The following is a 24,196-nucleotide window of genomic DNA, read 5'->3' as shown; positions in this document are numbered from 1 at the left end:
AAGGCCGCCGCGGGCTTGGGCTCGCGGCGGCCTTTTCCTTTTTTATCGTTCTCTCAGTCGTCGCCACGCACGGCGATGGGATCGCTGTCGGGGAAGCTCTCCTCCAGCGCCTCATCCAGCCGCGCGCTGATCTCGGCCTGTTCGTCGCGTACATCGGCGGCGCGCTTGAGGGCGACGAACTGGGTGAGCAGCGCATCGCGCCGCTGCGCCAGATCCGTCATGGAGCGGCCGGCGGCCTCGGCTTCCACGCCGGCCACCAACGCGGCCTGAAGCTCCGGCGTCATGGCCGGGGCGCCGAGGTCGTCCCACCACGTTTCCACCGCCGGCAGCAGGTGGTTTATGAACTGTCCGAGCCCGCCCGCGCCGCCGCCGAGATGGAAGGTCATGTGCTGGCCCATGAGCGCCCAGCGCAGGCCGGGGCCCTCGGATACGGCGGCGTCCACATCCTCCACAGAGGCGACGCCCTCCGCCACCAGATGGATGGCCTCGCGCCACAGGGCAGCCTGCAGGCGGTTCGCCACATGGCCGGGCACTTCCTTGCGGATCTCGATGGGGTGCTTGCCGAGCCAGCGGTAGAAAGCCATGGCCCGGGCGATGGCGTCGCGGCTCGCATGGGCACCGCCCACCACCTCCACCAGCGGGATCAGATGGGGCGGGTTGAAGGGATGGCCGATGAGGCAGCGCTCGCGGTGGTGGCAGCCCTCGGAGATACGGCTCGCCAGCAGGCCGGATGACGACGAGGCGATCACCACCTCCGGCGGCAGCACCGCATCAAGGGCGGGAAACAGCTTCTGCTTCACCTCGTAGCGCTCGGGCGCATTCTCCTGCACGAAATCGGCGCCCTCCACCGCGGCCACCGGGTCCGGCTCGAAGCGCCACGCGGCGGGGTCGATCCAGTCCTCGCCGCCGAGCTGGGACAGCACCGGCCAGGCCCCGGAAATCAGCGCCTGCGTCGCCTCGCGCGCGCCGGGGGCGGGATCGCTCACCACCACTTCCAGCCCGCGCGAGAGGAAGAGCGCGGCCCAGCTGGCCCCGATGGTGCCGGCCCCGATCACGGCGACGCGGCGGATGGGGGGATTGAGATGGGACATGGTGCAGCTCCGGAGCGGCAGGGGAGATGCACAGTTCTAGCAGCATGCGGATGCGCGCTGCACCGCCCTAGAGGTATGCCAGGATTGTCCCGACGTTTGCCCTCAGCGCGGCAACTGCGTGACGAGCGCCTCCACGCCCATCCAGATGATCTGGACGCCGATGGCGAACAGAATGAAGGCGAACAGGCGCACCAGCACGTTGGTACCGGTCTTGCCCAGCACCCGCTCCAGCGTGGGCGCCTCGCGGAACGAGAAATAGACCGTCAGCGACACCGCCAGGAGCCCGGCCAGCGCACCGAGCACGGTGGAGAGCTGAAACAGCGGGTCCGTCTTCCAGGTGGGTGTGTGCCCGGCCGCGAGTGCCACGGTCGCGGCGATGGAGCCGGGTCCGACCGTCAGGGGAAGCGTGAGAGGATAGAAGGCCTGGTCCTGCGCGTGCGCCTCATCCAGTTCCACGCCCTGCGCCTTGTCGGGAGCGTTCTCATCCTCATGCAGGATGTTCCAGCCCACCACCGCCACCACCAGCCCGCCCGCGACCCGCAGCACTGGCAGGGAAATGCCGAAGAACAGGAGGATCTGCGCGCCGATGGCCAGCGACCCGAACAGCAGCAGGAAGCCGTAGATCGCCACGCTGCGCGCGATGCGCTCGCGCACCTGCGGCGAGCAGCGGCGCACGAAGGTGAGGAAGATGGGCGCCGTCCCGAGCGGGTTCACGATAGGAAAGAGCGCCGCGAACACGGTGATGAAGATGTTGACCGCGTTGGTCAGATGCATCCGGCCCCCCTGCGCGGTGCCTTGCCCCGGCTCTAGTCCTCGATGCGCTCCCAGCCATGGGGCGAGAGGCGCTCCTGCGGCAGGAAGCGCCGCTTGTAGTCCATCTTCCGCGACCCCTGCACCCAATAGCCGAGATAGACGTAAGGCAGGCCCATCTGCCGCGCCCGCGTCACATGGTCGAGGATCAGGTAGGTACCGAGCGAGCGGTCCTGCGCCAGCGGATTGTAGAAAGAATAGACCATGGAGAGACCATCGGAGAGGATGTCGGTGAGGGCTACCGCCATCAGGTCTCCGGTGCCGCGGTCGAGGATGCGGCTGTCCGGCCCGCGCTTGCGGTATTCGATAAGCCGGGTGTGGACGTGCGTGTCCTCCACCATCATGGCGTAGTCGAGCACGCTCATGTCCGCCATGCCGCCAGTGCCGTGGCGGGAGGTCACGTAGGTGCGGAAGAGACTGTATTGCTCGGAGGTGGGCGTGGGCGGCTTCACCTGCCCGACGATGTCGGCGTTGTGCGCCTGCACCCGCCGGAAGCTGCGGCTTTCCTGGAAATCCGCCACGCAGATGCGCACCGAGACGCAGGCCTTGCAGCCCTCGCAGGCGGGGCGATAGGCGATGGACTGGCTGCGGCGGAATCCGCCCTGCGTCAGCACGTCGTTGAGCGCGGCCGCGCGGTCGCCGACCAGGTGGGTGAACACCTTCCGCTCCTCCCTGCCCGGGAGGTAGGGGCAGGGGGAGGGCGCCGTCAGATAGAATTGTGGTGTGTCGCGGGGGTGCTCACTCACGGGGATCTGGCCTCTGAACCAGGATCATCGCGCCTGCGTGCAGGCCCGTCAAAGGCGCAGTCGCCGGGAGGGTGAAATTTCAGCGGATGCGGCGCAGCGCCTCGGCCCGATCGGCGCTGTTGATGACCACCGTGCCGCAGAGAAAATCGTGCAGCAGCCGGCGCCGGTCGTTGAACAGGCCCACAAGCAGCACGAACGGCGTCAGCACCGAGACCGACACCCAGAAGCACACCGCGCGCACCCCGCCGAGCAGCGCGTAGCAGGGCGCGCCGTACCAAGTGCGCAGCTCGATCTCCATGAGTCGCATGCCGAGGGTGGCGGAGGCGGGCGAGCCGAGGGTGAAGGCATAATAGGCGACGGCCCACACGATGAAGACCGGTCCGGTCAGCCAGAACAGCAGCCAGCCAAGGCCCAGGGTCACGATGCCGAACACGAACACGAACACGCCGAACAGCACCACCGGCCCGATGACCATCAGCGCATCCACGAGAAAGGCGATGATGCGGCGGGAGAGGACGCCCTCGAACAGTTCCGGCTGCGTCACCGGATCAAACGCGTGCGGCCGATAGGCGATATCGGTGTCGGCAGGCTCGCGAGACGTGTCGCCGGTGGTGCTCATGGCAATGCAACTCCTTCAGCCCGCAAACGTGGTGACGACGCGCGGGCGACGCAAGGGGACGCAATGACCGGGAGAGCAGGACGCGAGAGGATAGGCTGGCCGGCGGGGAGCGGGCGGGGAGGCCTCCCGCGACGCTCACCCACCGGCCAAACCCCACGGACCCAGGAGATGCGGCGGACCTGAGCACTCCGTAGGGTTGTCTGGCAGCGAAAGGGCCTCTGGACCGGCATGGCCGGCCGCGCACCTTCCGCCTCGCATCTGGAAGCCACGAAGACTAGCACAACGGGGCGAAAGGAAAAGCCGGTGATTCGGCTGTCCCCACCTCAGCCGCCGGTGTACTGGCGCACCGTCTCGAGGAAGCGCGCCACTGAGATGGGCTTGGAGAGATAGGCCTCGCAGCCGCCGGCGCGGATGCGCTCCTCGTCTCCCTTCATGGCGAAGGCGGTGACGGCCACCACCGGGATGGCGCGCAATTCGGGATCGGCCTTCAGCTTGCGGGTGACATCGAGGCCGGAAATCTCCGGCAGCTGGATGTCCATGATGATGAGGTCTGGCCGGTTGGCGCGGGCCAGCTCCACCGCCTCCACGCCGGAGCGCGTCTCCACCGTGCGATAGCCGTGCGCCTCCAGGAGATCGTGGAAGAGCTTCATGTTGAGCTCGTTGTCCTCCACGATCATCACCGTCTTGGTCATCGCGTCCCCCGAAACCCGGCCCGACTTCGCCGCATCCTGCCACCCTTCGCAGCACGCGGCGAACGTGCTGGAATGCCGCCGACAGCTAGACCCCAATCCTTGCGGAAGCGCAAATGCCCATTCAGGACAAACCAAGGGGCCTCAAGGCCCAGCGTGATGCGGCGCAGGAGGTGGCGGTTTCCGCCCTCTCCTTCATCGCCGCCGATGGCGAGCGCCTCGTGCGATTCCTCGCCGAGACCGGCCTCACCCCCGCCAACCTGCGCGAGGCGGCGGGCCGGCGCGATTTCGGCGCCGGCGTGCTCGCCTTCGTGCTCAACGACGAGCCTCTTCTCCTTGCCTTCGCCGCCGAAAAGGGTCTCGATCCGCGCCATGTGGCCGCTGCCCACGAGATCCTCTCGCCGCCCGTCGACCCGGACGCCATCGTCCGCCGTCCCATGTAGCCGGCGGCATCGCCTTCTGAAGCCATGACCGCGCCCGGCCTCTGCCGCGACTGCCTCTCGGACGTTCCCGCCGCTGCCGGGTCGCGCGGCCTGCGGTGCGTCGCATGCGGCAGCCCACGGGTGGTGCGGCATGGCGAACTGCACAGCCTCAGCGTCGCCCATGTGGATTGCGACGCCTTCTATGCGGCAGTGGAAAAACGGGACAATCCGGACCTCGCGCACGTCCCGCTCATCATCGGTGGCGGCAAGCGCGGGGTGGTTTCCACCGCCTGCTACATCGCCCGCATCCACGGGGTGCGCTCGGCCATGCCCATGTTCAAGGCGCTGGCCCTGTGCCCGGATGCGGTGGTGTTGAAGCCCAACATGGAGAAATACGTGAAGGTCGGCCGGGAGGTCCGCGCCCGCATGAAGGCGCTGACCCCGCTGGTGGAGCCGCTCTCCATCGACGAGGCCTTCCTCGATCTTTCGGGCACCGAGGCCCTGCATCAGGCCAGCCCCGCCCGGACGCTCGCGCGTTTCGCCCGCGATGTGGAGCGGGAGGTGGGCATCACCGTCTCGGTGGGGCTCGCGGCCAACAAGTTTCTCGCCAAGATCGCCTCGGACCTCGACAAGCCGCGCGGCTTCTCGGTCATCGGCCAGAGCGAGGCGGCGGAATTCCTGGCGCCACGCCCCGTCACCTTCATCTGGGGGGTGGGGGCGGCCTTCGGCGGCAAGCTGGCGCGGGATGGCTTTTCCACCATCGGCGATCTGCAGCGCGCCGAACCGGCCGACCTCGCCCGCCGCTACGGCGCGGAGGGCTTGCGGCTCTCGCGCCTCGCCTTCGGCCTCGACACCCGCAAGGTGGAGCCGGAGCGGGAGGCGAAGAGCGTGTCCGCAGAGACCACCTTCGACCGTGACATCGGCGCCCTGCGCCCGCTGGAGCAGACGCTCTATGCGCTCTCCGAGGAAGTGAGCGACCGCCTGAAGCGCGCCGGCATCGCCGGGCGATCCGTGACCCTGAAGCTGAAAAGCGCCGATTTCCGCCTGCGCACCCGCTCGCGCACGCTGGACGCCCCGACCTGCCTTGCCGCCCGCATCAACGCGGCCGCCCATGAGCTTCTGGTGAAGGAAACGGACGGAACGCTTTTCCGTCTGATCGGCGTCGGCGTCTCGGACCTCGGCCCCATCGCCGATGCAGACCCGGCCGATCTCGTGGACACCACCAGCCAGCGCCTCAAGGCCACCGAGACCGCCATGGATACGCTGCGGGCCAAGTTCGGCCGCGGCGCGGTCTCGCGCGGCATCCTCCTCGACGCCACCACCGATCGTCGCAACCGGAAGAAGTGACGGCTCTCACATCGCGGGCCGTGCCGTGCACGCGGAACGCGGAAGGCACCCCTGCGCTTTTCTCCTTCAGGAGGACGCGCCATGAACCACGTGATCGGCATCATCCGAGAGGAAGAAAGCGGGTTTCGTCTGAGTTTCCCGGACTTTCCGGGGCTTCAGGCGGATGGCGAGACGCTCGCCGCGGCCGTGAGCCGGGCCGCCGAGGTGGTGGCAACGGAGATTACAGACCGCAATGCACCGTTCCCCACCCCGCTAAACATGGACATGCTGGATACCGGGCAGCCGGACTGGATGGGGCGGGGCATCGCCGTTCTGGTCCCGTTGCCGCTCCAGACGGCCACAGAGCAGGCGGACGAAGAGGAGAAGTCCTCGCCGGGCGTGCCGTCGGCCGAAGGTCAGGTGCCCCTCAGCGGCCGGGTATCACCGGAGGAAGTGCCCACCGACAAGGCAAAGTCTGCGGCGCACCAAATGACGGACGGTGGAGCTGCGGCGGTTCAGCGGTCCACCGACGACTTGTAGACCCAGCCGCGCTTGTCGCCGGTCGAGACCTCGCACCAGCTCTTGCACGAATAGAGCTTCACCTTCGTGCCCCCCTCCAGCGTGCCAATGGCCGAGGCCGAGCGGCGCGGGCCGGACCGCAGCGTGACCGCCGAGCGGATGCGGGCGGATGTGGCGGAATCGTCGTCGGACGCCGCGGTGTCGGCAGAGGCCATCTTCACAGGTCGGGGCGCGGGCAGCGGCGCGGCGGCGTCGGGCGGGGTGCGTTCGGCCACCGTCTCCACGGCGCTCGCCGGGAGGGTTTCCTCATCCGTGTCGTTGACGGGCTCAAGGAAGGCAGGTCGGGAAAAGTCGGCGGCCGTCGGCCCAGCTTCGGCCGGAACAGGGGCGGCAGTCTCCCCGCCAGCACCGAGAATGGAGGCCACCTTGATGGCGGACTGGCCGTGCCCTGTGTCTGCAATGCGCTTGGGTTGAGCTGGCGTCGCGGGTTTCGGCGCCGTCGTTGCGGCTGCGCTGGCAGGGGCGGCGAGGGGGGGAGCTGGTGTCGGCTGGGTTGGAACGGCTGCGGCCTGTGAGGTGTCGGAGCGCGGAGAAACAAGATTGTAAGCCAGCAAACCACCCATGCCGAAGATGAGCACCGCGGCGGAAACGCCGAGCACCCGCCAGAGCATGAGCCCGTCGCGGCGTTTGGAACTGCGGCGAGGGCGTCTGCCGGCACCGATGCGGGCCGGAATGGTGGGGCGCTGGTTCTGCGCGGTCTCTGTGCGATAGCGCATCGGGTATTCGGGGCGGGTGGCCTCGAATTCATCCCGGCCGCGCGCCGCAAGTCCAGGGCGAGCCATCGAATTCACCTCCCAACGGAGCCTCCCGTGCCAGCACTGGCGGGTGGCGGCGTTGAAGACACTCACGGCCGAACCATCCCCTGACCCGATGGTCCCTGCCGAACTCCTTGTATTCACCGCGTTTTTGGATTTCGCGGCGGTTGCCGGCGCATTCGGCGCTAAGCGGCGTGCATCCTCACACCATTTCGTAGTTGCGACCAAGTACAGCGGACCAAGTATTGCCGCAAGGTACTACCGCAATCCAGCGCGCCGAAGCTTCTTCGCCAATTGCGGCCGATATTTGCCCTTGCGGCATAACGTGCTGCGTTGCGATGGCGCTGTCCAGCCCAAGCCGGATGTTTTTGCGCACCTCCAAACTGGCTGTCGACGCATGCCGAGCCGCAAAGACGGGGCGTGCGGAAAGCTTGACGCTCCGGCATCATGATCCAGCACAGCGAGAGGGCAGACATGTTCGACCCGACCACACTCACCGGCCTGCACACCTGGATCAGCCTGATCGCCATCGTTCTCGGGATTCCGGTCACACTCGCCCTGATGCGGGGCGAACGGGCGGGAGCGGGGATCACCGCCGCCTTTCTCGCTCTCGCCTTTCTCACGAGCGCGACCGGCTTTCTCTTTCCGTTCTCGGGGGTGAAGCCGTCGCACGTGGTGGGCGCCATCGCGCTCCTGGTGGTGCTGGTGGCCGCCTATGCGCTCTACGGTGCCGGCCGTGCCGGCGTATGGCGCCCGGTCTATGCGGCTGCCGCCGTGGCGAGCCTCTATTTTCTGGTGTTCGTCGCCGTCGCGCAGGCCTTCGCCAAGGTGCCGGCGCTGGCGGCTTTGGCGCCCACCCAGTCGGAGCCGCCGTTCGCCATCGCTCAGGGCGTGGTGCTGCTGGCCTTCGTGATCGTTGGAACGCTGGCCGCGCGGGCCCGGCCCGCCTCCGTGCCGGCCTGACGCCTCATTTGCCCGGCACCCGCCACCACGTTTCCGGCAGGGTGCCATAAAGCGAGGCCCGTTCGGGCCGGGCGATGCGTGTCCAGCGCGCGAGCCATTGCCCGGGCGTGTGGAACAGCGGCACCGCATAGGCGCCGGAGATCAGCACCCGGTCCAGCGCCCGCGCGGCGGCGACATACGCCTCCTCGTCCCGCGCGGCGATGAGGGCGGCGATGGTGGCGTCGATGGCCGGCGCCTTCGCGCCCATATAGTTGCGGCTGCCCGGCGTGTCGGCGGCGGCGGCGCCGAAATAGAAGGTCTGCTCGTTGCCCGGCGACAGGGATTGCGACCACGCGTAGGGCATCATGTCGAAATCATAGGCCTGCCGGCGGGTGTCGAACTGCACCGCATCCACGCTGCGCACATTGAGCGTGATGCCCGCCCGCTTCAGCTGCGCCTGCCAGGCGAGGGCGAGGCGCTCCTGATCGCGTGTAACCACCATGAGTTCCAGCGCGAACGGCCGGCCGTTCCCCGCATCCACCAGCGCGCCCTTGCGCAGCACGAAGCCGGCCTGTTCCAGAAGGTCGAGCGCCGCCTTGAGCCGGGTGCGGTCGCGGCCCGATCCGTCGGAGACCGGCGGCCGATACGTGCCGGCGAGCACATCGGGCACCACGGAGCCGGGGAACGGAGCGAGCAGCGCGCGTTCGCTGGCATCCGCCGGCCGCCCGAGGCTGGACAGCGCCGAGCCTTCGAAGAAGCTGCCCGTCCGGTGGTAGAGGCCGTGATAGAAGCTGCGGTCCAGCCATTCGAAATCGAACAGCTCGATGAGCGCCCGACGCACCCGGATGTCTGCCAGCAGCGGGCGGCGCGTGTTGAAGACGAAGGCGGAATAGGGCTTGGGAATGCCGGTGGGGATGGTCTCCTTCACCACCTCGCCGCTGCGGACGGCCGGGAAATCGTAGGCCGTCTCCCATCGGCCGGGATCGCTTTCGAACCGGGCGTCGATCAGACCTTTTCGAAACGCCTCGAACTCGCTGTTGGCATCGCGGAAATAGACGGTGTCGAGCCGGTCGAAATTATAGAGGCCGCGATTGAAGGCGACGTTCCGCCCCCAATAGTCGGGATTGCGCTCCAGCGTCAGCGCCGCGCCGGCGTTGACGTTGGAGACCCTGTAGGGGCCGGAGCCGAGGAGCGGGGTAAGGGTGGTCTCCTCGAACCGCGCCCGGTCGGTCGCCTGCTCGCTGAAGACCGGCATCAGCCCCATGATGAGCGGCAGCTCGGGGTCCGGCTCGGCGAAGGTGAAGCGCACCGTGTGCGCGTCCGGCGCTTCCGCCTTGGTGATCTTGCCGTAATAGAGCCGGTGGTTCGGCCGGCCCATGTCCCGCATGAGGGCGAACGAGAACAGCACGTCCGCGCTGGTCAGCGCACTGCCGTCGGAAAAGCGGGCGGCCGGGTCCAGGCCGAATTCGACGAAGGACCGCTTTTCGTCCGTGGAAACGGTGCGGGCGATCAGGGGATAGAGGGTGAAGGGCTCGTCGAGCGAACGCGCCATCAGGCTCTCCGTCACCGTGCCGCGCAGGACGGCGGGCGACGTGCCCTTCACGATGAACGGGTTCAGGCTGTCGAAGGTGCCGAGCAGGGAGAGCGTGAGCCGCCCGCCCTTGGGCGCGTTGGGATTGGCATAGACGAGGGAGGTGAAGCCGGGGGGCAGGGCCGGCTTTCCCCGCATCGCGATGGCGGACGCCTTGTCAAGCGCCTGGGCGACCGCCGGTTTGGTGGCGCCGAAAACCAGCAGCAGGAGCGCGACGACCGCGGGAGCCGTCCTCGTCAGGCGCGCGGCGTATCCGCAGCCGGTCATCATGGCGCCTCCGATGCTGCATGGCTTCATATGAAGCCAAGCCTGGCAAAGGCGGCTCCATGATTCGCGTGCCATCATATGGGGCTCGCGGGCGGCCGCGTATCAGCATTTCCCTTGGGTTGCAGAATGCGCCGTCAGTTGGCCGCATTCCTCCGCAATCTAGCGCCCGCCGCCAGATGTGAAGATGACGGCCGGTTTGTCACCTTCTCGCCTCAATTGGGCAGGAGAGAGCCGGTGTCCGAGAGGGGGCGCGGGGTGCTCCGGCGCGCGTGTGCGCCTGCGCATGCGGGAGCCCGGCGGCAGAGACCACAGGAAAGGCCACGATGACGAAGACCCATTCCACCGCGCGGCTCACGGCGTCCGTCGCCGCCACGCTGATCACCGTGGCGCTCGCCGGTCCGGCCTTTGCCCAGACCCAGCCCTCCACGGCCAAGCCGGCTGCGCCCGCCGCCAAGCCCGCAGCGCCTGCCGCCAAGCCGGCCGCTCCCGCCGCCGCCGCCCCGGCTCCGGCCGGTGCCCCCCAGCAGGGCCAGGCGCCGCAGGGCGAGCCCGACGTGAAGTTCTCCGCCTCGCCGTGGCAGAAGATCTGCCAGGAAGTGCCCGAGCGGAAGAAGCAGGTCTGCGTGCTGACCCAGGTGCTCGGTGTCGAGAGCCAGGCGATCGCCAAAGTCGACATCATCGAGATGCAGGATGAGCCGAAGAAGCACATCAACATCTCCGTGCCGCTCGGCATGCGCCTGCAGCCCGGCCTGCGCATCACCCTCGACAAGGATCCCGTGAACATCCCGTTCGTGCTGTGCCAGCCCATCCAGGGCGGCGGCGCGACCTGCATCGGCGACCTCGAGGTCGACGGCACCTTCGTCGCCAAGCTGCGCAAGGCCAATGCGGTCTATCTGCAGATGGTGAACGGCACCGGCCGCACCCTCAGCCTGCCCATCTCCAACACCGACTTCGGCAAGGCCTATGACGGTCCCGGCATGGACGCGAAGGTCGCCATGGAGCTGGAGCGCAAGCGCATGGAAGAAGCCCGCGCCGCTGCCCAGCAGCAGGAAGAGCAGGGCAAGGCCGCCCTCCTCAAGAAGGGCCAGGAACTCGAGAAGGCCAAGACCGGCCAGTGATCGCCGGCCAGTGATTTCCGGCCGGAGCAATCCGGCCGGTGTCTGGCTGAAACGAAAAACCCCCGGCACTGCCGGGGGTTTTTGTTTGCCGGCCCTCCTTGCGAAGGGCCGGGTCTCACGTCGGGGCAGACGGGTCAGGTCAGTGCGGTTCGAGCACGGGCTCAGGCGCCGCGGGAAGGAACATGTCGAGCAGGCGGCCGGTCGCGAGACGCTGGGCCTGGAGCACAGCGCCCGCCATGCCCTGGGCATCCGCCGCCGCTTCCTGCGCCAGAGAGAGCGCAGTGGGGAAGGGCGCGACCAGTTCGGCCGTGACCTCGTCGTGCTCGAACTTCAGCTCGGCGTCGTACTTGCGCGCGATCTGCTGCATACGCCGATTGTGGGCGAGGCAGCTCATGAACAGCGAGCGGATGCCGCGATTGCGCGCGGAGAGGATCACCCGGTCGAGCAGCAGCGTTCCGAGGCCGTGGTTCTGATAGGCGGTCTCGACGCTGAAGGCGGCTTCCGCCTCACCAGGCAGCACGTCACCCATGGGATAGAGCTCGGCGGCGGCACGCAGCTCGCCGTCGACGAAGCAGCCATGTACGATGGCTCCGGTGCGGAACACCCGCGACGCATAGCGTTCGATGAATTCAGGGGATACTGCGGAGCCGAACCTGAACCGGCGGCTCTCCGTGTCGAGCCTGAGGAGATGGTCCCGGAACTGTCCGGCCTCTCCGGTCCAAAGCTTCCGGATAATCCCCGGTGCGACCTCATCGGTCATAGTGGTCTCCAGACTGGCGTCTAAAACCTCCGGTTTCCTCCCGGTCGCCCCCGGTTTGTTCGTGCCTCAAACTATGTGCAGCGCAGCAAAGGTCAATAGGGCTGACGTTGACCAATACGGCAAAGCCATGCCGATTTGGTGGCCAGACCGATCAGCATTTTGATATCGCTCAATTTAAATGAGCCATGCGTCCGCTGCAGCTCTGCTGCGCTGCAACAGGCGCGTGCACGCACACGCCCGCCGCAATCGATGCCGCCGGTGTCAACGCACCAGAATCGCCCGGAAGTCGTTGACGTTGGTCAGCGTCGGCCCGGTCATCACCAGCCGGTCGAGGGCGGAGAAGAAGCTGTAGCCGTCGTTGTTGGCGAGGTAATCGTCGGGCTTCAGCCCACGCGCAGCGGCATCGGCGAGCAGCGCCGCGTCGAACCAGGCGCCGGCATTGTCCTCGGTGCCGTCCACGCCGTCCGTGTCGCAGGAGATGGCGGAGACGCCCTCCCGGCCCTTGAGGGCGATGGCGAGGGCAAGGAGGAATTCCACGCTGCGCCCACCGCGTCCCTTGCCCCGCACCGTCACCGTGGTCTCGCCGCCGGAGAGCAGCACGCAGGGCGCGGCGGCCGGCAGGCCGTGCTCGGAGGCGGAGCGGGCGATGCCGGCGAAGACGTTGCCGGCCTCCCGTGCCTCGCCCTCGATTGCGTCGCCGAGGATGAGCGGGGTGAGGCCGAGCGTCTTCGCCTTTTCCTCGGCCGCCGTCAGCGCCATGAGGGGCGTCGCGATCATGTGTACCTCCTGGCCGGGGATGGCGTCGCCCGAAACCGTATTGGCGCGGATGACCTGCTCCAGCTTGTCGGTGATCTCGATGCCCCAGGTCCGCATCAGGCCGAGCACCGCCTCGGGGTCGGATGCCTCGGGAATGGTCGGGCCGGAGCCGATGGCGGCGGGGTCGTCGCCGGGCACGTCGGAGATGAGGTAGGTGACGGCCCGTGCCGGCGCGATGGCGGCGGCGAGGCGCCCGCCCTTGATGGCCGACATGGACTTGCGCACCCGGTTCATCACACCGATGGGCGCGCCGGACTTGAGGAGCGCGGAATTGAGCGCCTGCTTGTCGGCGAGCGTCAGTCCCTCCGCCGGCAGGGTGAGCAGCGAGGAGGCGCCGCCGGACATGAGGCACACCACGAGATCGTCCGGCCCCGCGCTGCGCGCCAGCTCCAGAATGCGGCGGGCGGCGTCGAGCCCGGCCTGGTCGGGCACGGGGTGGGCGGCCTCGACGATCTCGATGTGCTTCGTCTCGCAGCCATGGCCGTAGCGGGTGACGATGAGGCCCTCGCAGGGGCGACCCCATTCCTCCTCGAAGGCGCGGGCCATCCGTGCGGAGGCCTTGCCGGCGCCGATGACGATGGTGCGGCCGCCTTTAGCTGCGTCGGGCGGGGCGGGGAGGCGGTCCTTGAACTTGCCTTCCGGCAGAGCGGCGGCGAGGGCGGTTTCAAAGAGCGCGAGCAGGATCTCCCTGTCGGAGGCCGTGGCCGTGCCGGTTGCCGTCGTGCCGGTTGCCTTTTCCATGGGGCGCTCTCCCGTCCGCTTGTGCGAAAGTCTTATAAGGTCCGTGGCCTGTAGCGGCTCGCCGGGCGCCGATCAATAAGCGCGGCGGGAAAGGTTGCTTTCCCCGGACGGGCAGAAACGCCGGGCGCGTGCATCCCCAGCCCCGAGCGCCTATATGCGGGCCATGACCGCCCCCGCCGACACCGCGCCCCATCTCGTCTTCGATCGCCCGCTGTTGCGCCGGCGCCTCGCCCGCGCCGCCGGCCAGGGGCCGGAGACCTTCCTGCTGGAGCGAGCGGCAGAGGATGTGGCGGACCGGCTTTCGGCCGTGAAGCGGACCTTCGCGACCGCCGTGGACCTCGGCACGCCGACCGTGGCGCTCGCCACCGCCCTATCCGGGCACCCGGCCGTGGAGCGCCTGATCCGCGCCGCGCCGTTGGTCGGCGATCTCGTCCCGCCCGCCGTGGTGGCGGATGAGGAGGCTCTGCCGTTCGCCGCCGGAAGCCTCGATCTTGTGGTCTCGGCGCTGGCGCTCCAGTCGGTGAACGATCTGCCCGGTGTGCTGGCGCAGGTGCGGCGGGCGCTCAAGCCGGACGGGCTGTTCATGGCTGCGCTGCTGGGCGGCAGCAGCCTCACCGAGCTGCGGCAGGCCTTCGCCATTGCCGAGAGCGAGACCACGGGCGGCCTCTCGCCCCGCGTCGCGCCGTTTGCCGACGTGCGCGATCTTGGCGCCCTGCTGCAGCGGGCGGGATTCGCCCTGCCGGTGACGGACGTGGATCGCGTGGTGGTGCGCTATTCCTCGCCCTTCACCCTGTTTTCGGACTTGCGGCGCATGGGTGGGGCAAACGCGCTCAACGAACGCCGCCGTGTGCCGCTGCGCCGGGCGACGCTGCTGCGCGCGGCGGAAGTCTATGCCGAGCGCTTCGCGGATCCCGACGGCAAGGTCCGCGCGACGTTCGAGATCGTGTTCCTCTCCGGCTGGGCGCCACACGAGAGCCAGCAGAAGCCGTTGCGCCCCGGCACCGCGCGCATGCGCCTCGCCGACGCCCTCAAGGTGCCGGAGCAGCCGCTGCGGCCCGGCGACGAGCCCGGCTGACACTCCGGCCTGCATTGCCTTGCTTCTCGCCCTTGGCCTCGCCCATCCGCTCCCTCTAAATGACGGCGGATGCGATTGGGAGGCTGGAATGAGCGGTGGGGCAGGGACGGGCGCAGGAGGGGCCACGGCGGTGCGCGAGGAGCCCGTGACGATCGACGGCTTCAGGCATGTGCTGCCCATCACGACCCGATGGATGGACGTGGACGTCTACGGGCACGTGAACAATGTGGTCTATTATTCCTACTTCGACACGGTGGTGAACGAGCATCTCGTCTCGGCGGGGCTGCTCGACCCGCAGACGAGCCCGGTCATTGGCCTCGTGGTGGAGACGCGCTGCATCTATTTCCGCAGCCTCACCTATCCGGCTCCGGTCAAGGCCGCCATGCGGGTGACGAAGCTCGGCTCGTCCTCGGTGCGCTACCAGATCGCCCTGTTCCAGGGCGACGACCCGAGCGCGGCGGCGCAGGGGCATTTCGTCCATGTCTATGTGGAGCGGGCGACCCAGCGGCCGGTCCCCATTCCCGAGCCGGTGCGGGCACTGCTGCAGACGCTGGTTGTCTGAGTGACGATCTGAAACGCGAACGGCCCGCATCCGGATGGAGCGCGGGCCGTCGCGTTTCGCCGGGTGGCGCGATCAGCAGATGTACTGCGCGCCGTTGACGGTCATGGTGGAGCCGGTGATGAAGCCGGCGTCGTCGGAGGTGAGGAAGACCACCGCGCGGGCGATGTCCTCCGGCTCGCCGAGGCGGCCGACCGGGATGGTCGCCACGATCTTGGCCAGGGCCTCCGCCGGCACCGCGCGCACCATCTCGGTGGCGATGTAGCCGGGGGCGATGGCGTTCACCGTGATGCCAAGCTTCGCGGTTTCCTGCGCGAGGGCCTTCACGAAGCCGATCTCGCCGGCCTTGGCGGCCGAATAATTGGTCTGGCCGAACTGGCCCTTCTGCCCGTTGATGGACGAGATGCAGACGATGCGGCCGAACTTGCGGTCGCGCATGCCCTCGATGACGTTGCGCGTCATGTTGAAGGCGGAGCTGAGGTTGGTGTTGATCACCGCGTTCCACTGCTCAAGCGACATCTTGTGGAACTGGCCGTCGCGGGTGATGCCGGCGTTGTTGACGAGAACCTCGATCGGGCCGACCTCGGCCTCCACCTTGGCGATACCCGCCTTGCAGGCCTCGAAATCGGACACGTCCCACTTATAGGCGGGAATGCCGGTCTTTTCGGTGAAGGCCTTGGCGGCCTCTTCATTGCCCGCGAAACTGGCGACAACGGTCCGGCCGGCGGCCTTCAGAGCCACCGAGATCGCCTCGCCGATACCCCGCGTGCCGCCCGTGACCAATGCGACGCGTCCCATGGTTTCCCTCCTTCACTTCACGCTATTGGCTCGACCTGAAGACTCCCCCACCCAGCCGAAGCGGGTCGAGCCACGCTCGGGCGGTGTGTAGCAAGTCGGTGTTTCCGTTCGGAAACGGAGGGCCGCGATCGAAGGTCGCGGCCCTGTTCCAGACAGGTCGGCCTGGGGCGCGGCCTCCCGTCCGGTTGCCTAAAACGACGCGCTCAGTCGCGCGCGAGGCAACTCAATCGCGTGCGAGACACATGGCGATGCCCATGCCGCCGCCGATGCAGAGGGTGGCGAGGCCCTTCTTGGCATCGCGCTTCTGCATCTCGTGCAGCAGGGTCACGAGGATGCGGGTGCCCGAGGCGCCGATCGGATGGCCGATGGCGATGGCGCCGCCGTTCACGTTGACCTTGGAGGTATCCCAGCCGAGGCCCTTGTTGACGGCGATGGCCTGGGCGGCGAACGCCTCGTTGGCCTCGATCAGGTCGAGATCGTCCTTGGACCAGCCGGCCTTCTCCAGCGCCAGCTTGGAGGCCGGGATCGGGCCCGTGCCCATGACGGACGGATCGACGCCGGCCTGCGCCCAGGAGACGATGCGGGCGAGGGGCGTCTTGCCCTCGGCCTTGGCGCGGGCGGCGCTCATGAGCACCACGGCGGCGGCGCCGTCATTGATGCCGGAGGCGTTGCCGGCGGTCACGGTGCCGTCCTTGGCGAAGGCGGGCTTCAGCTTCTGCATCGCGTCGATGGTGGCGCCGTGGCGGATGTACTCGTCCTGATCCACCACCACGTCGCCCTTGCGGCTGGAGATGGTGACGGGGACGATCTCGTCCTTGAACTTGCCGCCCTTCTGGGCCGCCTCGGCCTTGTTCTGGGAGGCGACGGCGAACTCGTCCTGCTCGGCGCGGGTGATCTGGAATTCCTTGGCCACGTTCTCCGCGGTCACGCCCATGTGGTAGCCGTTGAAGGCATCCCACAGGCCGTCCTTGATCATGGTGTCGGCGAAGTCGGCATTGCCCATGCGCACGCCGTTGCGCAGATGCGCGGCGTGGGTGGACTGGCTCATGGATTCCTGGCCGCCGGCCACCACGACTTCGCTGTCGCCGTTGGCGATGGCCTGGGCGCCCAGCGCGACGGAGCGCAGGCCCGAGCCGCACACCATCTGCACCTCATAGGCGGGCGCCTCGATGGGCACGCCGGCCTTGATCGAGGCCTGGCGGGCGGGGTTCTGGCCCTGGGCGGCGGTGAGCACCTGGCCCAGAATCACCTCGCTCACGGCGGCCGGCGCCACGCCGGCGCGCTCGAGGGCGGCCTTGATGGCGATGGCACCGAGCTCATGCGCGGGCAGCGTGCCGAGCGCGCCGTTGAACGACCCGACAGGGGTACGCGCGGCGGCGACGATGACGACCTCGTCCTTCATGGAAGTCTCTCCTGGGAAGATCGGGCGGGTGGCTCCGCGCCTCTTTGCCGAATGGCGAGTGGGAAGGCTTGACCTCTATCGTGTCCGGGCCGGACCATGTGTCAATGACCCATCGCATGGCAAGGGGGCCGGTCAAAAGCAGCTATTCAACCTTGGTCGGCCGCAGGCCCGGCGCGCTTCGGCAAAGGTCGGAGTCTGCGCTGCGAAAGGAGGGATGGGCAGCGCACACAAAGTGGTAGCTCTGCACTTGGAAACGCCTTAACCTGCCGTTCCGCCCAAGGAAACGGATGACCGGACGATGGCAAAAACGCAAGAGCCAGTCACCATCAAGAAATACGCGAACCGCCGTCTCTACAACACGGGGACGAGCACCTATGTGACGCTCGAAGACCTCGCCAACATGGTGAAGGAAGGCGAGGATTTCGTGGTGTACGACGCCAAGAACGGCGAGGACATCACCCATTCGGTACTGACGCAGATTATCTTCGAGCAGGAAAACAAGGGGCAGAACCTTCTGCCCATCGCTTTTCTGCGCCAGATCATCCGCTTCTACGGCGACAGCATGCAGATGCTGGTTCCGCGGTACCTGGAAGCGTCCATCGACAGCTTCACCAAGGATCAGGGCAAGTTCCGCGATCACCTCTCCCAGACGCTCGCGGGGACGCCCTTTCCGGTGCCGGGCGCTCCGTTTGCCGGCCTGGACGAGACGGTGCGTCGCAACATGGAAGTGTTCGAGCGCGCCTTCCACATGTTCCTGCCTTTCCCCAAGGGGGATGAGCCGGCCGGGACCGCGACCACTCCTGCTGCTGCACCTGCGCAGCCTGCGCCGCAGCCCGAGCGGGTGGACGAGCTTGACGCCCTGAAGCGCCAGATGGCCGACATGCAGGCGAAGCTGGAGCAGCTCGTTCCGAAGCCCGAGCCCAAGCTCGTCGCCAAGAACGATGCGCCGAGCGAGATCCGCAGCCCGAAGGAAGGCAGCGGGAGCTGAGAAGCCGACGCCGGCCGCCCATTGCGGGGGCCGGCGGTTTGGACCGAAGGGATTCGCGAGGGCCGGTTCAAGTCCGGCCGCGGTGCCGGGCTTTTTACTGCTGCCCGCGCGGATCGACCGTGAAATCGCGCTGGGCGACGCGGATCGAGACCGAGAAGCCGGCCACCACATCCAGCAGCATGATGCACAGCAAGATCGCGAATACCGAGTTGCCGGCCGGGCGCACCAGCAGGAATTCGGCCAGGCCCGCCGCGAACACCAGCATCGACAGCATGTGATCGATGATCGAGCGCGAGCTGATGCGCGTCGACTTCAGAATCTCGAAGAACAGGAAGAACAGGCTCAGAGCGATGAACCCTTCCGCGAGGGTGATCGTCCAGTGGGCGCCCGACATCATCTCGACCGTGGTGAGCACGGTGGTCCATTCCGTGCCGGGCATCAGAAAGACCATGATGTTGTAGAGAGCGAGGGGGACGATCAGCAACGGGACGGGCGTCAGCATTGGTGCTCCTCGGGGCCGCTCAGCCGGGAAAATGCCCAGGGCCTTCGCCCATGGCGCCGTCCCGGCTCCGCCGATGCGATGACACATCGGGCGCCGAATGTCACGAATGCGGAGGCGTCGGGGGATTGCGCCCGCCAGCCGACCGCTTGGGGCCGGCGCCGGGAGAATCAAGCGCTGGGCAGGGCCGCGACGGGGCATCTGCATCGCGCATGCAACGACACGGGCGCGATGTCGCGCGCCGGTCAGCGTTAATGAATGATGATGGGATTCAATCGGCCGCCCGCAGGGAAGAGCGAATCGCTCAGCAGTTGCAGCGGCGGGAATCACCCCTGAAGAGGGTAGGCGCGCCGGCGGCGTGCGCCGGCGCTGCAGCGGGCGGCCGTGAGGGCCACCGCGACGTGAAGCTCAGGCCTCGGCCTTGGGCTTCAGGATCTGCCGGCCGCGATACATGCCGGTCTTCAGGTCGACGTGGTGCGGACGGCGCAGCTCGCCCGAATCCTTGTCTTCCACATAGGTGGGCTGCTTCAGCGCGTCGGCCGAACGGCGCATGCCGCGACGGGACGGCGAGGTCTTTCTCTTCGGGACAGCCATTGTCCAAACTCCTGAACGGCGTAACGAGCCAACTGAACTGCCAACTGGCGCAACATGCGAGCGCGCCGGCTGGCGCCCTTGCGGCTTTTCGAACTTGTGATCGGTGCGCGCCGAGCCCGAAGACGGATGACGAAGCCTGTACGCGTTCGTCTCGAGCCCGGTTGCGAACTGCGTGAGGGCAGTGCGCGGGGCTCGCCCGTGGGCCAGCATTCCCGATTGAAGGCGCGCCTTATACAGGCTCGCGCGCGGGAACGAAAGCCCCGCCGTGCGTTTTCCGGTCGCGGGTATGCCGCAACAATGCCCTCTTGTCAGAGGAGGACACGTGAGCAAGGTTGCGCGCGCATCGGCGCATCCGACGACACATATCCGAGGAAAACGGCCCCATGAAGCGTTCCGCTCAGCTTTCCCTCTTCGCCGCCCTGCTCGCGGCCTCGGTTTCCGCGGCTTCCGTTGGGGCGGCGTTGGCGCAGGGGGCCCCGGCACCCGCGGCTGCACCTGCAGCGGCCCCTGCGGCGGCGCCCGCCGCCGATCCGGTCCTCGTCACCGTCAACGGGACGCCGATCCGCCAGAGCGAGCTGAACATCGCCATCGAGGACATTGGCTCCGGCCTGCCGCCCGAAGTCCGCGGCCCGGCGCGCGATGAATATGTCCTGTCGTTCCTGACCGACATGACCCTCATCGCCAAGGCCGCCGAGGCGCAGAAGGTCGACCAGACCCCCGAGTTCCAGAATCGCCTCGCCTACGCCCGCATGAAGGCGCTGATGGAAGCGCTCATGATGCAGGAGGCCAAGAAGGCCGTTTCCGCCGAGCTCAAGCGCAAGACCTACGACGAGCTGGTGAAGTCGGCGCCCGCCGACATGGAAGTCCATGCCCGTCACATCCTGGTGGACGACGAGGCCAAGGCCAAGGACATCGCCAAGCGGGCCAAGGCCGGCGAGGACTTCGCCAAGCTCGCCAAGGAAAATTCGAAGGACAGCGCCGAGGACGGCGGCGACCTTGGCTATTTCACCAAGGACCAGATGGTGCCGGAATTCGCCGCGGCGGCGTTCAAGCTGGAGAAGGGTCAGGTCTCCGATCCGGTGAAGACCCAGTTCGGCTGGCACGTCATCAAGGTTGAGGACAAGCGCCAGAAGGCCGTGCCGTCCTATGAGCAGGTCGAGGACCAGGTGGAGCAGTATCTCGTCCGCAAGGCGCAGGCCGACATGGTGACGAAGCTGCGCGCCGACGCGAAGATCGAGAAGACCGCCGCCCCGGCCGCTCCCGCGGCCCCCGCTCCGGCGGCGCCTGCGGCCGATCCCGCCAAGAAGTGAGCCGGCGGCAGACGCCGTCGCTTTCTCTCCAAAAGAAAAACCCCCGGCTTGTGGCCGGGGGTTTTTTATTGACTCAAGCGCTGCGTGAACTGCTCGTCAGTTCACCAGATCGGGCCGCACCCGCCAGCCGCCGGCGCCATCCTCGGAAAGCGCCTCGGTGACCTTGGGGTGGCGCACCGGCTCCTCGGAGGGGTCGCGCTCCAGATTCTGCTCGGAGACATAGGCGACGTATTCGCTGTCCGCGTTCTCGGCGAGCAAATGGTAGAAGGGCTGGTCCTTGTGGGGGCGGATGTCCTCGGGAATCGAGAGCCACCACTCCTCGGTGTTGTCGAACACAGGGTCCACATCGAACACCACGCCCCGGAAGGGGAAGTGCTTGTGGCGCACCACCTCACCGATGCGGAATTTCGCCTGCCGCATGCCGGCACCGAGTTCTGACGCAGCGTAATGCGTGGGGTCTTCGGGGATGCCGTCGCCAATGGGAGCAACGATTGCGGGCTTTGCGCGCGCTTTGTCCTGGCTGGCCATATCCCGCCTCTTCCTGACTTTTTCCGCTCAGCCCGATACCGGGTGGAAGAGCCGCGGCTACCTTCGCCGCGGCTGTTGGTTAATCAATTCTCTCACAATCCGTACGCTTTGCCCATTTCCGGGTCCTTGGCTGCGACAATGCGGGCAAGGTCGACGATCACCTTGGCCTGCTTCCAGGTGGCGTCGTCCTGCATCTTGCCGTCGATCATCACCGCGCCCGCGCCATCCGGCATGGCTTCGAGAATCTTGAGGGCGAACGCCACCTCGCCCGGATCCGGCGAGAAGACGCGCTTGGCGATCTCGATCTGCGTGGGGTGCAGCGACCAGGCGCCGACGCAGCCCTGGAGGAAGGCATTGCGAAACTGGCTCTCGCACGCGGCGAGGTCGGCGAAGTCGCCGAACGGGCCGTAGAAGGGCTTGATGCCGTTGGCGGCGCAGGCGTCCACCATCTTACCGACGGTATAATGCCAGAGGTCCTGCTGGTAGCCGATGCGCGGCTTGTCGCCGTCCGGGTCGGCCAGCACCTTGTAGTCCGGGTGGCCGCCGCCGACGCGGGTGGTCTTCATGGCGCGCGAGGCGGCAAGGTCGGCCGGGCCGAGGCTCATGCCGTGCATGCGCGGCGAAGCCGCCGCGATCTCCTCCACATTCTTCACGCCCTCGGCGGTTTCGAGAATGGCGTGGATGAGGATGGGCTTCCCGATGGAATGGCGCGCCTCGAGCTGGGCGAGGAGCTGGTCGAGATAGTGGATGTCCCAGGCGCCCTCGACCTTGGGCAGCATGATGACGTCCAGCTTGTTGCCGATTTCGCTGACGATCTCGATGATGTCGTCCAGCACCCACGGGCTGTTGAGGCAATTGATGCGGGTCCACAGGCCGGTGGAGCCGAAATCGGTGGCCTTGGCCATCTCGATGAAGCCCTTGCGGGCGGCTTCCTTGGCATCGGAGGGAATCGCATCCTCCAGATTGCCGAGAACCACGTCCACCTGCTTGGCAATATCCGGCACCTTGGCGCGCATCTTCTCCAGGTGCGGCGGCACGAAATGGATCATGCGCTCAAGTCGCACCGGCAGCTCGCGATATGGTGCGGGCGCGCCGATGGCGAGCGGCTTGAAGAATTGGCGCGGCAGCTTCATGAGTCCCCCCGTGTGGATGCAGGCAGGGGGCATATAACCCCCCGCAGAACCTGTTGATTGCAATGCAGCATAGGTGGCCGGCCTGCGCAACACGACTTCAGGGCGATCGGGCTGGCGCCCGTCGGGCAGGGGGAATCGAGGCATGACAATTACGCGGCGCGGTGTGCTCGGCGGTCTCGCCGGGCTGGCGGCTTCTTCCACCCTGCCAGCGGCGGCTAAGGATTTTTGGGGCCAGCGCCTCGCCAATGCCCCGCGAGAGTTCCTGTTCGGCTACGGCTCGCTCATCAGCGGACCGTCCCGGACCGCGACGTCCGGCCGCCCCGTACCGGCCATCGCCGCCCGAATCGCCGGCAGCTTCGGCTATGTGCGCTCGTGGGCATCGCGCTTCACTCCGCGGGAAGGCACGGCGGGGTTCACCGCCCTCGGCATCCGGCCGCGGATGCCGGGCGAGGAGCCGGGCAGCATCAACGGCGTCATCTTCCCGGTGAAGGACGAAGCCGAGCTTGCATCCTTCGACGCCCGCGAGGGCGGCTATGACCGGGTGGAGCTGGACCAGGCCCATGTGGAGGCCATCGACTGGGAAGGCCTGCCGCGCGTCGGCAAGATCTGGGTCTATGTGCCCAAGGAATCCGCCGGCAAGGGGCCGGATGACCTCCAGCGGCCGGACGTGAGCTTCCCGCTGCTCCAGTCCTATATCGACGTGGTGATGCAGGGCTCTCTCGACGAAGGGCCGGACTTCGCCCGCGAACTCATCGAGACCACGCTCGACTGGAGCCCCTTCTGGCTCGACGACCGCCCCATCGCCCGCCGCGCCTGGGCCGACACGCCCCGCTCGGGTGCCATCGATCGCCTGCTTGCTACGGTGGAGCCGGCGGCGAGCCAGTTCCGCAACCGGCTCTATCCGGAGCTTTATGCGGTGCGGCATCTGATGGGCAAGCCAGCAACGCCGCCGCGTTGATCGGCGTGCCCGCGCTTTTCATCCTTCGCAGGGATTTGTAGGAAGGGGGCACTCTGTTGCCTCCTTTCCCCGCCTTCCGGCCAGCCTCCGGCGATCATGAGCGACCTCTTCGGCCTCGCCTTTCCGTTCTTCGGCCTGATCCTCCTCGGCTATTTCTGCGGCCGCAGGGTGAAGCTGCCGGAGGCGGGGCTCGCCTGGCTCTCCTTCTTCATCATCTATGTGGCGCTGCCGGCGCTGTTCTATCGCATCGTGGCGCAGACGCCGTTCCACGAGCTGGCGAATCCCGCTTTCATCCTCGCCGTGCTGGCCTCCACGGCCACCATGTCCCTGCTGGCGCTGGGCGTCGGCCTCTGGTTTCGCAAGGGCAATATCGGCGAGGCGGCCATCGCGCTCACGGCCGGCGCCTATGCCAATGTGGGCTACATGGGGCCGGGCCTGACGCTCGCCGCCTTCGGGCAGGCCGCCGCCAGCCCCGCGGCGCTTATCTTCGCCACCGACAGCATGTTCTTCTTCACCGTCGTGCCGCTGCTTATGGCGACGCGGGGGCGGGGGGAGAGCCTCGGCCACACCTTCGTGCTCATTGCCAAAAGGGTGCTCACCCACCCCTTCAACATCGCCACCCTGCTGGGCGTGCTGGCGGCGGCGTTCGAGTTCAAGGAGCCGGACGCCCTCTCGCGGATGCTGGACTATCTGAAGAACGCGGCCGCGCCCTGCGCCCTGTTCACCCTTGGCGTGACCGTGGCGCTGCGGCCGCTGAAGCGGGTGCCGGTGGAACTCGCGCCGCTCCTGAGCCTGAAGCTGTTCGTCCACCCGTTCGTGGCGCTGGTCTCGCTCTCGGTGTTCGGGCCGTTCTCGCCGGTGTGGGAGCAGACGCTGCTGCTCATGGCCGCGCTGCCGCCGGCGCTGAACGTGTTCGTGCTGGCGCGGCAATACCATGTGTTCGTGGAGGAGGCGTCCACCGCCGTCCTCCTCGGCACCCTGTCGTCGGTCGTGACGGTGACGCTGATGCTCTATTTGCTGCGCGAGCACCTGATCCCGCTCAGCCTGTTCTGAGGCTCACGCGGCCAACCTTACGCCGCG

The 24,196-nt window shown here is 67.6% G+C and carries 26 protein-coding genes; 11 read left to right on the top strand and 15 right to left on the bottom strand.

What is annotated here, in order from left to right; all coding sequences use genetic code 11:
- Positions 1-53 precede the first annotated feature (53 nt).
- From XAN126_RS0114095 to XAN126_RS0114075, 5 genes are all read right to left on the bottom strand, one after another.
- The gene (locus XAN126_RS0114095; RefSeq protein ID WP_024279235.1) at positions 54-1,091 is read right to left on the bottom strand and encodes a 3-hydroxyacyl-CoA dehydrogenase NAD-binding domain-containing protein; all 1,038 of its coding nucleotides are present in this window, start codon (positions 1,089-1,091) and stop codon (positions 54-56) included.
- A 102-nt stretch (positions 1,092-1,193) separates the two neighbouring features.
- On the bottom strand, positions 1,194-1,865 hold the full coding sequence (locus tag XAN126_RS0114090; RefSeq protein WP_024279234.1) for a MarC family protein: 672 nt from the start codon (positions 1,863-1,865) through the stop codon (positions 1,194-1,196).
- A 32-nt stretch (positions 1,866-1,897) separates the two neighbouring features.
- A complete protein-coding gene (locus XAN126_RS0114085; RefSeq protein ID WP_024279233.1) occupies positions 1,898-2,647 on the bottom strand; it encodes an arginyltransferase in 750 nt (249 codons plus the stop codon).
- A gap of 79 nt (positions 2,648-2,726) precedes the next feature.
- Positions 2,727-3,266, bottom strand: a complete 540-nt coding sequence (locus tag XAN126_RS0114080) for an RDD family protein (RefSeq protein ID WP_155982309.1) — start codon at positions 3,264-3,266, stop codon at positions 2,727-2,729.
- A gap of 323 nt (positions 3,267-3,589) precedes the next feature.
- Positions 3,590-3,958: a response regulator gene (locus XAN126_RS0114075; RefSeq protein ID WP_024279231.1), complete on the bottom strand. Its 369-nt coding sequence runs from the start codon at positions 3,956-3,958 to the stop codon at positions 3,590-3,592.
- 113 nt (positions 3,959-4,071) lie between these two features.
- On the opposite strand from XAN126_RS0114075, the gene XAN126_RS0114070 reads away from it, so the two are divergent.
- The 3 genes from XAN126_RS0114070 to XAN126_RS0114060 all read left to right on the top strand — a co-directional run bounded on the left by XAN126_RS0114070 (position 4,072) and on the right by XAN126_RS0114060 (position 6,243).
- On the top strand, positions 4,072-4,398 hold the full coding sequence (locus XAN126_RS0114070) for a DUF3572 domain-containing protein (protein WP_024279230.1): 327 nt from the start codon (positions 4,072-4,074) through the stop codon (positions 4,396-4,398).
- Positions 4,399-4,422: 24 nt separating this feature from the next.
- Positions 4,423-5,724, top strand: coding sequence for a DNA polymerase IV (locus XAN126_RS0114065; protein ID WP_024279229.1), 1,302 nt, complete (start codon positions 4,423-4,425; stop codon positions 5,722-5,724).
- Positions 5,725-5,805: 81 nt separating this feature from the next.
- Entirely contained in the window at positions 5,806-6,243 is a 438-nt protein-coding gene (locus XAN126_RS0114060; protein WP_024279228.1) for a type II toxin-antitoxin system HicB family antitoxin, read from the top strand.
- Here XAN126_RS0114060 and XAN126_RS27790 read toward each other — a convergent pair.
- Complete coding sequence (locus XAN126_RS27790; RefSeq protein WP_081762640.1) at positions 6,219-7,064, bottom strand: SH3 domain-containing protein; 846 nt, start codon at positions 7,062-7,064, stop codon at positions 6,219-6,221. The genes XAN126_RS0114060 and XAN126_RS27790 overlap by 25 nt on opposite strands.
- A 447-nt stretch (positions 7,065-7,511) precedes the next feature.
- Here XAN126_RS27790 and XAN126_RS0114050 point away from each other — a divergent pair, with 447 nt between their 5' ends.
- Positions 7,512-8,000, top strand: a complete 489-nt coding sequence (locus XAN126_RS0114050; RefSeq protein ID WP_024279226.1) for a hypothetical protein — start codon at positions 7,512-7,514, stop codon at positions 7,998-8,000.
- Between the two features lie 4 nt (positions 8,001-8,004).
- Here XAN126_RS0114050 and XAN126_RS0114045 read toward each other — a convergent pair whose 3' ends face one another.
- Complete coding sequence (locus tag XAN126_RS0114045) at positions 8,005-9,840, bottom strand: extracellular solute-binding protein (RefSeq protein ID WP_081762845.1); 1,836 nt, start codon at positions 9,838-9,840, stop codon at positions 8,005-8,007.
- Positions 9,841-10,160: 320 nt separating this feature from the next.
- On the opposite strand from XAN126_RS0114045, the gene XAN126_RS0114040 reads away from it, so the two are divergent.
- Positions 10,161-10,955: an invasion associated locus B family protein gene (locus XAN126_RS0114040; RefSeq protein WP_024279224.1), complete on the top strand. Its 795-nt coding sequence runs from the start codon at positions 10,161-10,163 to the stop codon at positions 10,953-10,955.
- A gap of 139 nt (positions 10,956-11,094) precedes the next feature.
- Here XAN126_RS0114040 and XAN126_RS0114035 read toward each other — a convergent pair whose 3' ends face one another.
- On the bottom strand, positions 11,095-11,715 hold the full coding sequence (locus tag XAN126_RS0114035) for a GNAT family N-acetyltransferase (protein WP_024279223.1): 621 nt from the start codon (positions 11,713-11,715) through the stop codon (positions 11,095-11,097).
- A gap of 261 nt (positions 11,716-11,976) precedes the next feature.
- Entirely contained in the window at positions 11,977-13,272 is a 1,296-nt protein-coding gene (locus tag XAN126_RS0114030; RefSeq protein ID WP_024279222.1) for a glycerate kinase, read from the bottom strand.
- Between the two features lie 163 nt (positions 13,273-13,435).
- Between XAN126_RS0114030 and XAN126_RS0114025 the strand changes: the two genes are divergently transcribed.
- Together XAN126_RS0114025 and XAN126_RS0114020 are read left to right on the top strand one after the other, a co-directional pair.
- The gene (locus XAN126_RS0114025) at positions 13,436-14,347 is read left to right on the top strand and encodes a methyltransferase domain-containing protein (RefSeq protein WP_024279221.1); all 912 of its coding nucleotides are present in this window, start codon (positions 13,436-13,438) and stop codon (positions 14,345-14,347) included.
- Between the two features lie 88 nt (positions 14,348-14,435).
- The gene (locus tag XAN126_RS0114020) at positions 14,436-14,909 is read left to right on the top strand and encodes a thioesterase family protein (protein ID WP_051460604.1); all 474 of its coding nucleotides are present in this window, start codon (positions 14,436-14,438) and stop codon (positions 14,907-14,909) included.
- A 72-nt stretch (positions 14,910-14,981) separates the two neighbouring features.
- Here XAN126_RS0114020 and phbB read toward each other — a convergent pair whose 3' ends face one another.
- Both phbB and XAN126_RS0114010 read right to left on the bottom strand, forming a co-directional pair.
- A complete protein-coding gene (phbB, locus tag XAN126_RS0114015) occupies positions 14,982-15,704 on the bottom strand; it encodes an acetoacetyl-CoA reductase (RefSeq protein WP_024279219.1) in 723 nt (240 codons plus the stop codon).
- Between the two features lie 223 nt (positions 15,705-15,927).
- Positions 15,928-17,106, bottom strand: coding sequence for an acetyl-CoA C-acetyltransferase (locus XAN126_RS0114010; protein ID WP_024279218.1), 1,179 nt, complete (start codon positions 17,104-17,106; stop codon positions 15,928-15,930).
- Between the two features lie 298 nt (positions 17,107-17,404).
- Between XAN126_RS0114010 and phaR the strand changes: the two genes are divergently transcribed.
- On the top strand, positions 17,405-18,094 hold the full coding sequence (gene phaR, locus XAN126_RS0114005; protein WP_024279217.1) for a polyhydroxyalkanoate synthesis repressor PhaR: 690 nt from the start codon (positions 17,405-17,407) through the stop codon (positions 18,092-18,094).
- A 94-nt stretch (positions 18,095-18,188) separates the two neighbouring features.
- Here the strand turns inward: phaR and XAN126_RS0114000 are convergent, their stop codons facing one another.
- Both XAN126_RS0114000 and rpmF read right to left on the bottom strand, forming a co-directional pair.
- On the bottom strand, positions 18,189-18,596 hold the full coding sequence (locus XAN126_RS0114000) for a hypothetical protein (protein ID WP_024279216.1): 408 nt from the start codon (positions 18,594-18,596) through the stop codon (positions 18,189-18,191).
- A 405-nt stretch (positions 18,597-19,001) separates the two neighbouring features.
- A complete protein-coding gene (gene rpmF, locus XAN126_RS0113995; RefSeq protein WP_024279215.1) occupies positions 19,002-19,187 on the bottom strand; it encodes a 50S ribosomal protein L32 in 186 nt (61 codons plus the stop codon).
- Between the two features lie 383 nt (positions 19,188-19,570).
- Here rpmF and XAN126_RS0113990 point away from each other — a divergent pair, with 383 nt between their 5' ends.
- Positions 19,571-20,497: a peptidylprolyl isomerase gene (locus XAN126_RS0113990; protein WP_024279214.1), complete on the top strand. Its 927-nt coding sequence runs from the start codon at positions 19,571-19,573 to the stop codon at positions 20,495-20,497.
- A 96-nt stretch (positions 20,498-20,593) separates the two neighbouring features.
- Here the strand turns inward: XAN126_RS0113990 and hspQ are convergent, their stop codons facing one another.
- Together hspQ and XAN126_RS0113980 are read right to left on the bottom strand one after the other, a co-directional pair.
- Positions 20,594-20,917 (bottom strand): heat shock protein HspQ, encoded by a 324-nt coding sequence (gene hspQ, locus XAN126_RS0113985; RefSeq protein WP_024279213.1) that lies wholly within the window; start codon positions 20,915-20,917, stop codon positions 20,594-20,596.
- A 200-nt stretch (positions 20,918-21,117) separates the two neighbouring features.
- On the bottom strand, positions 21,118-22,158 hold the full coding sequence (locus XAN126_RS0113980; RefSeq protein WP_024279212.1) for a CoA ester lyase: 1,041 nt from the start codon (positions 22,156-22,158) through the stop codon (positions 21,118-21,120).
- 142 nt (positions 22,159-22,300) lie between these two features.
- On the opposite strand from XAN126_RS0113980, the gene XAN126_RS0113975 reads away from it, so the two are divergent.
- Both XAN126_RS0113975 and XAN126_RS0113970 read left to right on the top strand, forming a co-directional pair.
- A complete protein-coding gene (locus tag XAN126_RS0113975; RefSeq protein WP_024279211.1) occupies positions 22,301-23,116 on the top strand; it encodes a gamma-glutamylcyclotransferase family protein in 816 nt (271 codons plus the stop codon).
- 96 nt (positions 23,117-23,212) lie between these two features.
- A complete protein-coding gene (locus XAN126_RS0113970; RefSeq protein ID WP_024279210.1) occupies positions 23,213-24,169 on the top strand; it encodes an AEC family transporter in 957 nt (318 codons plus the stop codon).
- Positions 24,170-24,196 lie beyond the last annotated feature (27 nt).

It is taken from the genome of Xanthobacter sp. 126 (genome assembly GCF_000526175.1).
Lineage (GTDB): Bacteria > Pseudomonadota > Alphaproteobacteria > Rhizobiales > Xanthobacteraceae > Xanthobacter > Xanthobacter aminoxidans.
This window is presented reverse-complemented; position numbering and strand designations above follow the sequence as displayed.